Origin of the sequence: Consotaella aegiceratis (genome assembly GCF_036541425.1) — a bacterium.
GTDB classification, from domain to species: Bacteria; Pseudomonadota; Alphaproteobacteria; order Rhizobiales; family Rhizobiaceae; genus Consotaella; species Consotaella aegiceratis.
The window spans coordinates 1-14054 of sequence record NZ_JAZHFT010000030.1 but is presented as its reverse complement, the minus strand read 5'-3'; the positions used below and the strand labels follow the sequence as shown (position 1 = coordinate 14054).

14 protein-coding genes and 1 tRNA gene are annotated in these 14054 nt (G+C 65.4%); 3 read left to right on the top strand and 12 right to left on the bottom strand.

The annotated features are described in order from the left end of the window. Window positions 1–150 precede the first annotated feature (150 nt). Entirely contained in the window at window positions 151–717 is a 567-nt protein-coding gene (locus tag SMD10_RS18065; protein WP_331687135.1) for an AAA family ATPase, read from the top strand. A gap of 198 nt (window positions 718–915) precedes the next feature. Here the strand turns inward: SMD10_RS18065 and SMD10_RS18060 are convergent, their stop codons facing one another. The 6 genes from SMD10_RS18060 to miaA form a co-directional block, all read right to left on the bottom strand. Continuing rightward, on the bottom strand, window positions 916–1824 hold the full coding sequence (locus tag SMD10_RS18060) for a PopZ family protein (RefSeq protein WP_331687134.1): 909 nt from the start codon (window positions 1822–1824) through the stop codon (window positions 916–918). A 172-nt stretch (window positions 1825–1996) separates the two neighbouring features. Beyond that, on the bottom strand, window positions 1997–3412 hold the full coding sequence (locus SMD10_RS18055) for a TolC family outer membrane protein (protein ID WP_331687133.1): 1416 nt from the start codon (window positions 3410–3412) through the stop codon (window positions 1997–1999). Between the two features lie 349 nt (window positions 3413–3761). After that, window positions 3762–4415 carry a protein-L-isoaspartate O-methyltransferase family protein gene (locus tag SMD10_RS18050; RefSeq protein WP_331687132.1) on the bottom strand — a complete coding sequence of 218 codons (654 nt, stop codon included), beginning with the start codon at window positions 4413–4415 and terminating at the stop codon, window positions 3762–3764. A 158-nt stretch (window positions 4416–4573) separates the two neighbouring features. After that, window positions 4574–4647: transfer RNA gene (locus SMD10_RS18045), tRNA-Cys, on the bottom strand. 119 nt (window positions 4648–4766) lie between these two features. Continuing rightward, a complete protein-coding gene (locus tag SMD10_RS18040; RefSeq protein ID WP_331687131.1) occupies window positions 4767–5573 on the bottom strand; it encodes a DUF1206 domain-containing protein in 807 nt (268 codons plus the stop codon). Between the two features lie 79 nt (window positions 5574–5652). Further along, a complete protein-coding gene (gene miaA / locus SMD10_RS18035; RefSeq protein ID WP_331687130.1) occupies window positions 5653–6564 on the bottom strand; it encodes a tRNA (adenosine(37)-N6)-dimethylallyltransferase MiaA in 912 nt (303 codons plus the stop codon). Window positions 6565–6588: 24 nt separating this feature from the next. Between miaA and serB the strand changes: the two genes are divergently transcribed. Both serB and SMD10_RS18025 read left to right on the top strand, forming a co-directional pair. Then, window positions 6589–7470, top strand: a complete 882-nt coding sequence (serB, locus tag SMD10_RS18030; RefSeq protein ID WP_331687129.1) for a phosphoserine phosphatase SerB — start codon at window positions 6589–6591, stop codon at window positions 7468–7470. Next, on the top strand, window positions 7467–8036 hold the full coding sequence (locus tag SMD10_RS18025; RefSeq protein WP_331687128.1) for a GNAT family N-acetyltransferase: 570 nt from the start codon (window positions 7467–7469) through the stop codon (window positions 8034–8036). Before serB ends, SMD10_RS18025 begins: the two co-directional genes overlap by 4 nt. Window positions 8037–8057: 21 nt before the next feature. Here the strand turns inward: SMD10_RS18025 and SMD10_RS18020 are convergent, their stop codons facing one another. From SMD10_RS18020 to SMD10_RS17995, 6 genes are all read right to left on the bottom strand, one after another. Next, complete coding sequence (locus SMD10_RS18020) at window positions 8058–9617, bottom strand: DegQ family serine endoprotease (RefSeq protein WP_432757267.1); 1560 nt, start codon at window positions 9615–9617, stop codon at window positions 8058–8060. 221 nt (window positions 9618–9838) lie between these two features. Continuing rightward, window positions 9839–10027: a DUF2065 domain-containing protein gene (locus SMD10_RS18015; RefSeq protein WP_331687127.1), complete on the bottom strand. Its 189-nt coding sequence runs from the start codon at window positions 10025–10027 to the stop codon at window positions 9839–9841. Further along, on the bottom strand, window positions 10024–11151 hold the full coding sequence (gene hflC / locus SMD10_RS18010) for a protease modulator HflC (RefSeq protein ID WP_331687126.1): 1128 nt from the start codon (window positions 11149–11151) through the stop codon (window positions 10024–10026). Before hflC ends, SMD10_RS18015 begins: the two co-directional genes overlap by 4 nt. Next, entirely contained in the window at window positions 11151–12278 is a 1128-nt protein-coding gene (gene hflK / locus SMD10_RS18005; protein WP_331687125.1) for an FtsH protease activity modulator HflK, read from the bottom strand. Before hflK ends, hflC begins: the two co-directional genes overlap by 1 nt. Before the next feature lie 185 nt (window positions 12279–12463). After that, window positions 12464–12976 (bottom strand): dihydrofolate reductase, encoded by a 513-nt coding sequence (locus tag SMD10_RS18000; protein ID WP_331687124.1) that lies wholly within the window; start codon window positions 12974–12976, stop codon window positions 12464–12466. A gap of 13 nt (window positions 12977–12989) precedes the next feature. Continuing rightward, window positions 12990–13784, bottom strand: coding sequence for a thymidylate synthase (locus tag SMD10_RS17995; protein WP_331687123.1), 795 nt, complete (start codon window positions 13782–13784; stop codon window positions 12990–12992). Window positions 13785–14054 lie beyond the last annotated feature (270 nt).

Below are 14054 nucleotides of genomic sequence, written 5' to 3'. Positions count from 1 at the left end.
ACAGGCAAGCTTTAAGCCCTGTCAACGCGCGTTTCCGGCGCGTCAGGCCGAGATTTGCCGACGCGGCACGATCGCGCGCCCTCTTTCCAGCGGCAGTGGCGCCTTGTACGCTCCTTCGTCTCGGATTTCGAGACTCCTGCGGTCCAGGCTATGCCGTCTTCAAGTCGAAACATCCACATCACCGGTGCCGCCGGCGCCGGCGTGACAACCTTGGGCGCCGCGCTCTCGCAGCGTCTCGGCCTGACCCACTGCGACACCGACGATTTCTATTGGAAGAGGACGGAGCCGCCCTATCAAGAAAAGCGGACGGTGGAAGAGCGGCTCAGGCGGCTGCGCAAGGCGTTCGCCGCGGCGCGCCACGGCTGGGTCCTGTCCGGGTCGGTCAATGGCTGGGGCGACATCTTCGCACCCTGGTTCGACCTGGTGGTGTTCGTCGACACACCGACGTCGATCCGGCTCGAGCGGCTGCGGCAGCGGGAGTTGGCTCGGTTCGGCGCCGCCGCGCTGGCGCCGGGAGGCACCATGTATGAGACGCATACGGCCTTCCTGGATTGGGCAGCCAGCTACGACTACAGCGACCACCCCGGCCGCAACCGGCTTCGCCACCTGACCTGGCTCGAAACCCTCGCCTGCACGGTCGTCAAGGTCGACGGCTGCCGTCCCGTGGACGAGCTCGTCGCCGAGGTGGAGGCGGGCTTCGATCCGCCATCTCGGTAGACGGCGCCGCTCTGCCATCTACGCCAGCAGATGCATTCTGCGACGAATGCGCCGTGAGGCGATGGCGCGGCGCGATCGCTTCAAGCGTTCGACCACGGCCCTTAAAAACGCGAATGCCGGAAGCCACACGGGCTCCCGGCATCCTGAACCAAGACAGACGACGTTCGAGCTGCTCTCGACCGGCGCTTTATCGGCGCTTTACCGGCGGCCACTGCCGCGCGCCACGCGCTCGATCTCCTCGCGCACCAGACGTTCGACCAGCCGTGGCAGGTTGTCGTCGAGCCATTCCTGAAGCATCGGGCGAAGCATCTCGCGGGTCATCTCTTCCAGGGAGCGCATCTCGCCCTCGCGGATCGCCCTCGACAGCTCATCGAAAGCAGCCGCGACTTCCCGGCCGGTGTTCTCGGACACCAGCGACCCGTCCTCCTCGATCGACGCCGCCCGGGACGAGTCGGCGGGCCATGTCAGCCGCTCGTCGTTGGCGGCACGATCGGGCGTGCCGGCCGTCTCCTCTTCAACGAAATCGGCTCGTGCTTCTTCAGTCTCCGAAGCGGCGGCAGGAGCCGGCTCGGCCGCGCCGAGCCGATAGGCCTCGGTCATCAGCTCTTCGGCAAAGCGATCGTCGAGCTCAAAATCGGGCTGCGGAGCAGGTTGCTCCTTCTGGGCCAGCGAGGCACCGCCCCTACGTCCCTGCGCAGCCGGGGTCGACCGCGACACCGACGAGATCGACGCCGAAGAGGACGACAACGGCATGCTGCCGCGGATCGCCGAAATATCGGCATATCCGACGGGGCCGGTGCCGGTCGCCCGAAGTTCCGTGCCGAGGTTCTCGACCTGAACGGTCGACGCCTCGCTCTGCGGCTGGGCGACGGGCTGGCGGGCTACGGCCCGGTCCTGCTCATGCTCGGCGTGCGGCTGCCCAGCGTCGGCGCCAACCGACGCATCCTGCTGCGAAATCGGGCTTTCCACCCGCGACGCGGCCGTGGCCGACCGCGAGTTGCCCGCACCGCCAGCGGCAGCGGACCGGCTGCCCGACTGGGGCTGCCCCAGCCCCCGATCGTCACCGCTTTCGATGATACGCCGGATGGAGGCGAGGATTTCATCCATCGACGGCTCTTTTGCCGGCAAGGCATTGCTCATTCGTCAGGCTCCGCATCATGATCAAATCGGCGAACCAGTTTCGCCGAATCATAACCCAAACCTAAACCGAAAACCCCGGGGAAATGAATCCCCGGGGCTTAGCAATTAACCTTTCAACAACAGTTCTCTGGCTGTCGACTCACCGGCCGTCGGGCGTGCGCAGGCCGAACCATTTGTCTTCGACCGCCTTATAATGCTCCTGCGGATCGTAGCGGGCGACCGAAAGGCCAAGCGTTCCAGGGTCCAGGGCGCCGATCGCGGAGGCCAGAGCGTAGCTGCCCACAACCAGATCGCGACGCGAACCGACGAGCAGGATCTGCGCAGTGATCACGTCCGCCTGCGCATCGAGAACGTCGAGCGTCGTCCGCTGGCCGACGTTGCGTTCCTCGCTGACGCCCTGGAGCGCCAGCTTGGCAGCGTCCACCTGCGAGCCGTAGCCGGTGATGTTCGCCTTGGCCGCCTGCAGAGTGGCCCAGGCGCTGGCGACGGCATAGCGAACTTGGTCGCGGGCCGAATCCACCTCGATGCGGCGCTGCCCCAGGGTCTCCTTGGCTTCACGCACCTGCGAGGACGCCAGCCCACCCTGATAGATCGGAACGGTCAGCTGGAGACCGACGCTCGCCGTAACGGCATTGCTGTTGGTGCTGGTCGAACCGACGCCTGGCAGATCCGAATTCGTCGTCGAATAGCTGTCCTCCACTTCGCCGGTCAGGCCGACTTGCGGCAGCAACGCGCCTTCGGCGGATTTGACCTGATAGGCCGCCGCGTCGACGAGATGTAGAGTGGCCAGGATTGCCGGATGCTGCTGCTGCGCGATGGCATAGGCGGCGTCGATCGAAGGCGGCAGACCTTTGGTCAGCGGCTGAGCAGGCTGCAGGCCGTTGGGATCGTCGCCGATGATCTGCCGATAGTTGGCCTCGCTGCTGGCCACGGTCGCCAACGCCGAATTGAGAAGAGCGGTGGCCAGGGCGCGTTCCGAGTCGGCCTGTGCCACGTCGGTGCGGGTGCCTTCGCCGACATCCAACCGGGCGCGAGCCGCCCTCACCTGCTCTTCCAGGAACTGTAGGTTCTGACGCCGCAGCGACGCGATCTCGCGGTCGCGCAGCACGTTTGCATAGGCGGTGACGGCATCCGTCAGCGTGTTCTGCATCGTGTTGACGAGACTTTTCTGGCTGGCCAGCACCGAGGCTTTCGCCGCATTGACGTTGTTGGGCGTCTGGAAGCCGTCGAAGAGCGATTGGCTGAGCGTGACGCCGAAGCCGAAGCCGACCGTATCGGAATGATAGTCGTCGTCGCCGTAAGTGGCGCTGTGCGTCGTATAGGTTCGCTGGGCACTCGCGCTGCTGGATCCGGTGATGTACGGCCGCAGGCCTGATTTTGCCTGTGGCACGGACTCGTCCGTGGCACGCAGCTCGGCTCGCGCAGCATTCAGATCGGGATTGTTGGCATAAGCCTTGGCGAGCGCTCCGCTGAGCGTTTCCGCGCTCACGTCAGCCGCACCGAAAAGGATGCTCCCGGCAGCCAACGCTGCCGTGATCCAAGATCGTCTCGTCATTGGTCTATACTCCACGTCAGACGCTGACTTCCGCCGCCCTGTCGATGAGGCCGATGACGGACCCGTCCGACGAAAGCTGTATCCTGATGTCCAGGTAGCTCAGAAGCGTCGTCCAAAAAAGCTTCCAAGGAAAATGACAGCCTTTTACTCCAAAGGCTGTGTCTTTGATAAAACAGGTTTGCATGATCTTCGCCCGTGGACGCGTTTCGTTGTCGAAGACCGGCAGTCAATAGCCGTAAGTCGACAATTGACTTCGCCAACACCTTAAAAATCAAAGACTTGTTTACATCATCTCAGGTCCGACTCGATCTGAATGTATCGACCAGAGGAGCATGCGAGCCGGACCCTATCATTGAAATACGAACTCAGCCTTCCTCTCGAATCCCGGCAGCGGCTTGACCGCGCAATTGAAACCAAACCGGGCGGACATCTGACCATCCTCTTTGATGTAGAGGCGGGCCGAAGCCGCGTTGCCGATCCCCTCGACACTCACCAGTCGGCCGCCGTCGCGCAGTTGGTCGAAAAACAGCGCCGGCAGGTCCTGAACCGCACCTTCGATCATGATGAGATCGTAGGGTGCCTCGGAGGCATAGCCTTCCTGCAGCGGCCCCTCCACCACGACGCAGTTGACGAAATCCAGCCGCGACAAATTGTCCGTCGCAACGGCCGCCAGATCAGCATCGGATTCGAGCGCCACCACGGAACTGGCGAGCTGCGAGATCACGGCCGAGGAGTAACCGGTGGCACAGCCGACATCGAGGACCACATCGCGATCCTGCACATTGGCGAGTTGCAACAGACGTGCGAAGGGCGACGGCTCCATGAGATAACGGCCGGACCCGACCGCCAAATCCTCGTCGATATAGGCGAGAGGCCGCTTGGCCGACGGTACGAATTCCTCCCGAGGCACCGTCAACAGCGCTTCCAGCACCCGGTAGTCGGTGACGTCGGTCGTCCGGACCTGATTATCGACCATCATCCTGCGTGCAGTGTCGAAATCCATGGATCAGCCCAACTCTTGCAAGGAATCTCGCGCAAATCCTTAGTCGGGCACTCGGTGACGCGCAAGCGCACCGGCGGCGGCAATCGTTGCGCGCCATCGCCGAAAGGCGGTTTCAAACGACCTCGGACGTCCAACAGAAACAAAATTTAACGGGAAATTGGAGGCCTCGGCCGGAATCGAACCGGCGTGCAAGGATTTGCAGTCCTCTGCGTCACCACTCCGCCACGAGGCCCTCCGGGCGCTGTACCTACTGACCCGGCTGTCATTTCGCAAGAGCCCCTTGCGGCCATTCCGAAAAATAGCCGTGCCGCCGCCGGGAACGGTCTCTCGTCCGTCTCGTTGTCGCCTAGCCTATTCGTCCAGTTCGACGCGGCGGAAAAAGGCTTCGGTAATTCCGTATAAGCCGAAGGCGATCAGCCCCAGGCCGGTGAGCGACAGGAGCAGCCATCCGAAGGGCCAGCTGTCCATTGCCTCCAGCGCGGCGCGCAGGCCCGGCGAGTCGCCCTCCCGATAGGACGCCGCGCCGGTGAAGAGCAGCAGGGCGATCACCAGGAAGGTCATGCCTCGCGCGATCAGGCCGAACTGGCATACGGGCTTCAGCCAACGGCAGTAGCGCTCGGGGATCGACATGTACTTCATGAAGCCCGCCTTGGCGCCCTTGACGATGTGGGCGCCGCCGACACCGGCGAAGACCGCGCCGATCAAGTAGGTGGCCGCGCGTCCGAACCCGGCCTCATAGGCTTTGGCGACCAGACCGCCGGAACCTCCGTCCGAAGACGAGCCGTAGCCGATGACGATCGAGGCGGCGTAGAAGGCGAGCGCACCGTAGGTGATGGCGCTTCCGAACAGCCCGGCGCGGACCGCCAGTCCCTTGGCGCCGGTGCCGTGATCGTCGACATCGAGCAGGCTCTGGCCGAAGCGCCAAAGAGAGAAGGCCACCAGCGCAACGACCAGCGCGCAGATCATGATGCCGCCGAACGTCGAGCCGAAAATCTGCTCGATCGCATCCTTGGAATCCATCGCCCGGCCGGTCGCAAAAGCGGCTCGAAAGGCGAAGTAGCCGATGATCAGAAAGACCAGGCCCCGCGCTGCATAGCCTCCACGCGCGAGGGTCTCCAGCATATCCGTGCCGCTGCGGATGGCTTGTCGTGCAATCATCGGCCTTCCCGTCCTGTTGCTGTCGAATGCAACTGTGTGGACCGCGGCAGGTTCCCGAACGGGCGACGAGAACGCCGCGTCAGAGCCGATCGAGATCGAGGTCCGAAGCGGTGGCTAGCCGAATCCAGCCGCCGTCCAACTGATGCCGGAACCAGGTCTCCTGGCGCTTGGCGTATTGCCGCGTTCGGTTGATCGCGCGCTCGCGCGCTTCGTCCAGCGTCAGATCACCGTCGAGATAGGCCGAGAGTTCCGCGACGGCGATCGCCTTGCCGACCGACCCCTGCATGGCCGCCGGCCAGTCGCGCCGAAAGGCGGCGATCTCCTCCACCGCGCCTTCGTCCAGCATCGCGTCGAAACGCTGCGCGATCCGCTCGCGCAGCACTGCGCGATCGGGCGCCAGCACCCAGCGCCGGCACCGATTCGGATCGACCAACGGCGCGCCTTGTCCGGCCTGGAATGCGCCGATCGGTCGGCCGGTCGCCTCGACCACCTCGAGCGCCCGCAGCACGCGCTGCGTATCGGCGGGCGCCAGCCGCGCAGCCGTCTGGCCGTCCAACGCCTGCAGGTGCCGATGCAAAGCCTCAGGCCCCTCCTCTGCCAGACGGCCCCGCCAGTGCCGTCGCACGACTTCGGGAATCGGCGGGATCGCGTCGAGACCGCCGAGCAGCGCCCTGAAATAAAGGCCGGTGCCGCCGCAGACGATCGGCAGACGGCCTGTACTCCGGATATCGCGCAGCACCGATTCGGCGTCGCGCGACCACGCCCCCACCGAATAGGGCTGGTCCGGCGGCACATGGCCGTAGAGGCGATGCGGCGCAAGGGCGAGATCCGCATCGCCCGGGCGCGCTGTGACGATCCTCAAGCCGTCATAGACCTGCATCGAATCGGCATTGACGACGACGCCGTCGAGCCGTCGAGCCAGCGCCAAGGCCAAGCCCGACTTGCCGCTCGCCGTCGGTCCCGCTATCAGAATTGCGTCTTCCTGCCGCATCGAAGCCCCGGAGCCTTGCCGATCATGGTCGTCGTCACGCTGATCTCGGGGCGTTCGCGCGCCGGCCTCACGCCCTTGCTGGCCGACGAGGCATCCCGGTTGCTGGACGGCACGCGACCCGACTGGCTCGAGCCGGACGTCGCCGCCGACTTTTTCACCCAGGCGCCCCTTGCACCCGAAGCCGTGGCCGAGCTGCGCGCATTCGCCTTCGAGGCCGCGCTCGACTGCGTGGTGCAGGAGAGAGGCCGGCGGCGCAAGCAGATTCTCCTCGCCGACATGGACTCCACCATGATCGGCCAGGAGTGCATCGACGAATTGGCGGCTGAGATCGGCATCAAGGACAGGGTGGCGGCCATCACCGCGCGGGCCATGAACGGCGAAATCGCCTTCGAGCCGGCGCTGCGCGAACGCGTCTCGCTCCTGCAAGGCCTGGCCGAGAGTGTCATCGACGAGGTGATCGAAAAACGCATCACGCTTGCCGCCGGCGGCAAGACGCTGGTCGCGACGATGCGCGCACACGGCGCCCACACCGCACTGATTTCTGGTGGCTTCACCGCCTTTACCGACCAGATCGCCGCCGCGTTGGGGTTTCATGAGAACCGCGCCAACCGCCTGCTGGTGACAGGCGGCCGGCTGACCGGCAAGGTCGCCGAGCCGATTCTCGGCCGCGAGGCCAAGCTCGCCGCGCTCCACGACATCGCCGCCGCGCAGGGACTTTCCATCGCCGATGCGATCGTGGTCGGCGACGGGGCCAACGATCTGGCGATGATCCAAGCCGCAGGCACCGGCGTGGCGCTGCACGCCAAGCCATCGGTCGCCGCCGCCGCGCCGCATCGCATCGACCACGGCGATCTGACCGCCCTGCTCTTCATGCAGGGCTACCACGCCACGGAATTCGTCGAATGATCCCGCTCGTCAGCGACCGACTGATCATCCGGCCCTGGGAAGAACGCGACCGGCCGCGTTTTCACGAGATGAACTCGGACGAGACCGTGATGCGCTTCTTCCCATTTCGGCGCAATCGGGACGAGTCAGATGCGCTCATGGACCGGCTCAACGAACGGTTCACGGCCCACGCCATGACCTTCTTTGCGCTGGAACGGCGCGACACAAGCGAGGTCATCGGCTTCACCGGACTATCGCCCGTCGGCACCGAGCTCCCCTTCGGTCCGGCGGTGGAGATCGGCTGGCGGCTGATGCCTTCGGCCTGGGGCCAGGGTTTCGCCACCGAGGCGGCGGCAGCCTGCCTCGACTACGGCTTCGATGAGCTCGGTCTCAGTGAAATCGTCAGCTTCTGCGTCGAAAGCAACGTGAAATCGGCGGCCGTCATGCTGCGCCTCGGATTCGTCGAGGACGAAGCCGGACGCTTCGCCCATCCGACGATCGATCCGCAGCGTCATCCCGAGCTTTCGCCGCACCGCCTGTTCCGGCTGGCCAAGCAGCGCTGGATCGAACGGCGCCGCCCTGCCTGACGCCGTTCCGCCGACAGCCGATCACTCGATCGGCAGCACGATAAAGCGCAGATCGCCGGTGTTCGACGCGATCAGCATCAAGGCATTGCGGCGACCTTCGACCTGCAGGTCCTGAATCTTCGTGCGGACCTCCTCAGGGCTCGAAACCGTCTCCTGGGAAACTTCCTTGATCACCATGCCCGGCTCGATGCCCTTTTCGGCAGCCGCCGAATTGGGATCGACCTCGGTGATGACGACGCCGGCCAGATCCTCCGACAGCTCGAACTCCGTCCGCGTCTCGTCATCGACCGCCGCCAGCGTCAGGCCCAGCACATCCTCGGCCATGACCTCATTGCCGCCGGTATCGGCACTGTCGTCCGTATCGCCCGCATCGGCCGCGACCTGCTCGCTGTCCTCGAGCCGCCCGAGCGTCACCTCGACGGTCCGCCGCTCAGCCGGCGCGTCGCGCGATGCCTTGCGCAGGATCTCGATCTCAACCTTCTTGCCGACTTCGGTCTCGGCGACGACGCGCGGCAATTGGTGCGAGCTGTCGATGGTGCGCCCGTCGAACTTGACGATGACGTCGCCCACCTCGAAGGCGCCGTTGTCGGAGGGACCATCCGGCACGACGCCCATCACCAGCGCGCCCTTGGCCTCGTCCAGCCCAAGACCATCGGCGATCTCGTCGGTGACCTCCTGCAACCGGATGCCCAGCCAGCCGCGGCGGGTCTCGCCGAACTCCCTGAGCTGGCCGACGACGTTCTCGGCCAAAAGTGACGGGATCGAAAAGCCGATGCCGATCGAGCCGCCAGACGGCGAGATGATCGCCGTGTTGATGCCGATGACCTCGCCCGCCATGTTGAACAGCGGGCCGCCGGAATTGCCGCGGTTGATCGCGGCATCGGTCTGGATGAAGTCGTCATAAGGGCCGGCATTGATGTTGCGGCCGCGGGCCGAAATGATGCCCAGAGTCACGCTGCCGCCGAGCCCGAACGGATTGCCGATCGCCATCACCCAGTCGCCGATCCGCGCCTTGTCGGAATCGCCGAACTTGACCGCCTTGATCGGCTTCTCCGGCTCGACCTTCAGGAGCGCGAGATCGGTCTTCTCGTCGGTGCCGACGATCTCGGCCACCAGCCGCGTGCCGTCGGGAAAGTTGACGGCGATCTCATCGGCATCGGCGATGACGTGGTTGCTGGTGACGACGTAGCCCGAGGGGTCGATCACGAAGCCCGAGCCGAGCGACTGGACGCGGCGCGAACCCTCGCCCTCGCGCATCAGGTCGTCGAAGAAGTCCTGAAGCGGCGAGCCTTCCGGCGCCTCCGGCGGCGGCACGCCAAGGCCGGCGCTTTCCACGCGCTGAGAGGTCGAGATGTTGACGACCGCGTCGACCAGATCCTCGGCCACGTCGGCCACCGAGGCCGGGCCGCGCGGCATTGCCGGCGCGACGGTCATCGGGCTCGCGGCTGGCGCGTCCGCATCGTCTGCGGCGGGAGCCGGGGCCGATGTCTGCGCCGCAGTCGGCTCGGCCGCCAGCGCCAGACCCAACGCAATCAACACCGCCGGAAGGGGCGCGGAGGAACGACGGGAATATCCGGTCATCTGAGATCCTGTCAGTCGGCCAAAGCCGGTCCAGATCGAATGCGTGGCCGTTGCATCCATGGAATGCCGCATTTCGTCATCGCCGAAGTCGGGATCACCGCTTCGAGTCTTACGGCCAACACGGCGCGATGCTGAACGCAATCCGATAAAAAAGTCCGAATCAAGTACAAACCGACAAGTTGGCGCGACTGTGATTCGAACGGCCATCGGTGGCGGCGATGTCAGCCGCCGCGCACCAACCAGACCAGGAGGACGCCGAAAACGGCGGCCGCCAGGCCGCCGGCTCGCAACTTTGTCTCCGAGATGTCCTGCACCGACCGGCCCATCCGCCGCACCGCCTCGGGAAAGAGGGCATAAAGAGCGCCCTCGATGACGAAGATCAGCGCCAGCGCGGCGAAAAGGTCGGTCACGGATTGGCGGCTTCGGCCGACCCGCCGTTGCGGGCATCTCCTTGCTGCGGCGCGACTGGCGCAGAGGCCTGTCCGGCAGACGGCTTCCCGGTTTCGCCGGAAGCCTGCTCTCCCGCGGCGTCAGGCGCCTGCGCCCGATCGCCGGGCTCTGCCTGGCTTTCCGGCACCGCATCGGACGATGGGGTCGCGGTCGCCTGCCCGCCCGGCGAGGCAGCAGGCGTCTCGCGGCCGGCAGCCGTCGGCGCTGCCTCTCCGATGGATTTGAAATACCGGAAGAATTCCGAATCCGGAGAGAGCACCATGGTGGTGCCCGAATCCTGAAGCGCCGACGTGTAGGCTTTCATCGACCGGTAGAAGTCGAAGAATTCCGGATCACGTCCGAAGGCCTCGGCGAAGATCGCCGTGCGTTGCCCCTCGCCCTCGCCTCGCAGGATTTCGGCGTCGCGCTGGGCTCCCGCCAGGGTTTCGATGACCTGGCGGTCGGCCGCCGCCTTGATGCGCGCCCCCGCCTCGCGGCCACGGGCCCTCAGCCGCTCTGCTTCGGCCAGGCGCTCCGCCTGCATACGCTGGTAGGTCTGCTGGGAGACTTCCTGCGTGAGATCGGTGCGGCGGATCCGCACGTCCTCCAGCGCGATGCCGAGGGAGGCCGCGTCGGGACGGATCTGGTCGCGCACTTCCCGCATCATGTCGGTGCGTTCGGCCGACAGCGCCGCCTCGAAGCCGCGCAGACCGTAGGTGCGGCGAAGCGCGGCGTCGAGACGCGTGCGCAGCCGCTGCTCAGCCTGCGGAATGTCGCCGGAGACGGCCTGACGAAACCGCGCGGCGTCGTCGATCTTATAGACCAGGAACGCATCGACCTCGTAGAACTTGCCGCCCGAGACCTGCACCCGGATGTCGTCGAGATCGAAGCGCAGCAGCCGATCCGGCAGACGCTGGATGCGATCGGCGCCGGCGAAGGAGAACGGCATCTTGAAGTAGAGCCCTGGATCCTTGACCACGCGCCGAATCTCGCCGAACCGCAGGACGATGGCCTGCTCCTTCTCGTTGACGATGAAAATGGAGTTCCACAGGAGAAGGACGGCCGCGACGATGACGATGAGGGCGCCGTAGAAGCGGTTGGACATCAGTTGCCCCCCTGGCCGGTGGTGTCGGTATTCTGGGTGGTCGTTTTGGACGAGCGCCGCAGTTCGGGGAGCGGCAGATAGGGAACCACGCCTTGGGCGCCTTCCGCGTCCTGCTCCACGATCACCTTGTCGGAGCCGCGCAGCACGCCCTCCATCGTTTCGAGGAACAGGCGCTTCTTGGTGACCTCCGGCGCCTTCTCGTATTCGTTCAGCACCGAGACGAAGCGCTGCGCCTCACCTTCGGCCTCCTGGACGACGCGATCCTTGTAGCCGGCCGCATCCTCCCGAATCTGTGCGGCCTGGCCGCGCGCGGCGCCGAGTTTTTCGTTCTGATAGCGGTTGGCCTCCTCGACGAAGCGGTCCTCGTCCTGTTCGGCGCGCTGCACTTCGTCGAAAGCATCGGCCACCTCGCGCGGCGGCGCCGCATCCTCGATCGAAATGGCGTTGACGCGCAGGCCGGCGCCGTATTCGTTGAGCGTGTCCTGGACGATGCCGCGAACCTCTTCGGCAATGCCGGCACGATCGTCACGGAACACGTCTTGCACCGGCCGTCGTCCGACGACTTCGCGCATCGCGCTCTCCGACACCTGCTGCAGCATTCCCGCCGGATCGAGCACGTTGAAGAGATAGTTCTGCGGATTGTCGACCTGGTAGAGCACCGCGAACTGCACGTCGACGATGTTCTGGTCGCCCGACAGCATCAGGCCGCTGCCGTCCCGGCTCTGGCCGCTGCCCAGCGTGACCTGGCTCTCGACCGTCGGCACGGTGTCGACCGTCTCGATCGGCCAGAACACGAAATGCAGCCCCGGCTGCGACAATTCCTGCTTCGGCTTGCCGAACAGCATTTCGACGCCGACTTCGTCCGGCTGCACGGTGTAGATCGAGTTAAACACCCAGATCACCGCCAGCGCGACGACGACCAGTCCGGCGATCAAGGCGGCGCCCGTCGAGCCGCCACCACCGCCACCGCCGGGCATGGCACGACGCAGCCGATCCTGGCCGCGGCGCAGGATCTCTTCCAGGTCGGGCGAACCGCCGCCGCCCGGACGCGGTCCTTGCGGCCCCTGCCCCCATGGGCCGCCCCCTCCTTGCCAGCCGCCTCCGCCGGTTTGATTGCTCCAGGGCATCGATGTCCTCTCCAAGCGTTCGGAAGCGGCACCGCTTCACAGCTGCCGCATGCATTGCGTTGCTCTAATAATGACTGGCAGGCGCCCTTTCAACGCAAGCGCCGGCTTTTCAGCGTCGGGCTTCCGGCGCCTCGATCGAATGCGCCGGGACGTAGACGCCGCAGACCCCATGCTGGCGCCGATCGTCAGCGGCGATCGTAGCGCACGAAACGCATGGCGGCGCTGTCCTTCTCTCCGGCAGCCACCGCCTCCTCCTCCGCCTTCACCCAGATCGTTTCGTCGATCTCGGGAGCGTACGCGTCGCCCTCGGGCCGCGTATCGACGAGGGTGACGTAGAGAGTGTCGGTGAACGGCAGGAACTGCCGATAGATCTCTTCTCCGCCGGCGATCACAATTTCGTCGGCGCCGATTGATCGAGCGAGATCCTTGGCCTTCGACAGCGCTTCCTCGACGGAAGCCGCCAAATGCACCCCCTCGAAGGGCAGGCTTTCGCGCCGCGTCAGGACGATCGTCTCACGGCCGTCCAGCGCGCGGCCGATCGACTCCAGCGTCTTGCGTCCCATGATCATCGGCTTGCCCATGGTGAGCCGACGATAGCGTTTGAAATCGGTGGAAAGCCGCCACGGCATCGCCCCGTCGCGTCCGATCACTCGGTTTTCGCCCATGGCGAAAACGGCAACGATCCTCGGTTCGGTCATCGGTTTCTCCCGATCAGACGGCAATCGGCGCCTTGATGCTCGGATGCGGATCGTAGCCCTCCAGCGAAAAATCGTCGTAGCGGAAGGCGAACAGGTCCGTGACCTCCGGATTGAGGTGCATCCTTGGCAGCGGACGTGGATCGCGCGCCAACTGCAGCCGCGCCTGCTCGAAATGATTGGCGTAGAGATGAGCGTCGCCCAGCGCGTGGACGAAATCGCCAGGCTCGAGCCCCGTGACCTGGGCCACCATCATGGTGAGCAACGCATAGGACGCGATGTTGAAGGGCACGCCGAGAAAGATGTCGGCCGAACGCTGGTAGAGCTGGCACGACAGCCGGCCATCGGCGACGTAGAACTGGAACAGGCAGTGGCACGGCGGCAGCGCCATTTCGTCCACCAGCGCCGGGTTCCAGGCCGAGACGATCAGCCGGCGCGAATTCGGGTTGGCCCTGATATCGGCGACGAGCTTGGCGATCTGGTCGATGTGGCCGCCGTCATAGTCGGGCCAGGACCGCCATTGCGCGCCGTAGACCGGGCCGAGATCGCCGTTCTCGTCGGCCCACTCGTCCCAGATCGAGACGCCGTTTTCCTTCAGATAGGCGATGTTGGTATCGCCCTTCAAAAACCAGAGCAGCTCGTGGATGATCGAGCGCAGATGCAGCTTCTTGGTGGTGACCACCGGAAAGCCGGCCGAGAGGTCGAAGCGCATCTGATGGCCGAACACTGAGCGCGTGCCGGTTCCCGTCCGGTCGGCGCGGTCGGTGCCGCGCTCCAAGACATGCGACAGAAGATCGAGATAGGGACGCATGGCAGCTCCGGCGTTCTGACAGGATGACGAGGCGACGGCCTGTCCACGTCGTATCGACACGTCGCTTAAGGGCGAATCGTGGCGCGGTCCAGCCCTGGAGGCCGGGACGTGACGCCATATGGGAATCCCTAACCCCTTTTGCCCCAGGGCTCCGAACTCAAATGACATTGGGTGACGGGTTGCGCAGAGACTGATTCCATGGCGGCGGTTGATTCGAGGAGCCGCCGCCATGTCGCCTACTGCCGATGCCCTGGGCCCCAAGTCGCGTCT

Coding starts and splice junctions, on each gene's coding strand:
- SMD10_RS18000 (WP_331687124.1), bottom strand. CDS start 12,976: ATGACCGAACCGAGGATCGTTGCCGTTTTCGCCATGGGCGAAAACCGA.
- serB (WP_331687129.1), top strand. CDS start 6,589: ATGGTCGTCGTCACGCTGATCTCGGGGCGTTCGCGCGCCGGCCTCACG.
- hflC (WP_331687126.1), bottom strand. CDS start 11,151: ATGTCCAACCGCTTCTACGGCGCCCTCATCGTCATCGTCGCGGCCGTC.
- SMD10_RS18060 (WP_331687134.1), bottom strand. CDS start 1,824: ATGGATGAAATCCTCGCCTCCATCCGGCGTATCATCGAAAGCGGTGAC.
- miaA (WP_331687130.1), bottom strand. CDS start 6,564: ATGCGGCAGGAAGACGCAATTCTGATAGCGGGACCGACGGCGAGCGGC.
- SMD10_RS18040 (WP_331687131.1), bottom strand. CDS start 5,573: ATGATTGCACGACAAGCCATCCGCAGCGGCACGGATATGCTGGAGACC.
- hflK (WP_331687125.1), bottom strand. CDS start 12,278: ATGCCCTGGAGCAATCAAACCGGCGGAGGCGGCTGGCAAGGAGGGGGC.
- SMD10_RS18055 (WP_331687133.1), bottom strand. CDS start 3,412: ATGACGAGACGATCTTGGATCACGGCAGCGTTGGCTGCCGGGAGCATC.
- SMD10_RS18020 (WP_432757267.1), bottom strand. CDS start 9,617: ATGACCGGATATTCCCGTCGTTCCTCCGCGCCCCTTCCGGCGGTGTTG.
- SMD10_RS18050 (WP_331687132.1), bottom strand. CDS start 4,415: ATGGATTTCGACACTGCACGCAGGATGATGGTCGATAATCAGGTCCGG.
- SMD10_RS18025 (WP_331687128.1), top strand. CDS start 7,467: ATGATCCCGCTCGTCAGCGACCGACTGATCATCCGGCCCTGGGAAGAA.
- SMD10_RS18065 (WP_331687135.1), top strand. CDS start 151: ATGCCGTCTTCAAGTCGAAACATCCACATCACCGGTGCCGCCGGCGCC.
- SMD10_RS17995 (WP_331687123.1), bottom strand. CDS start 13,784: ATGCGTCCCTATCTCGATCTTCTGTCGCATGTCTTGGAGCGCGGCACC.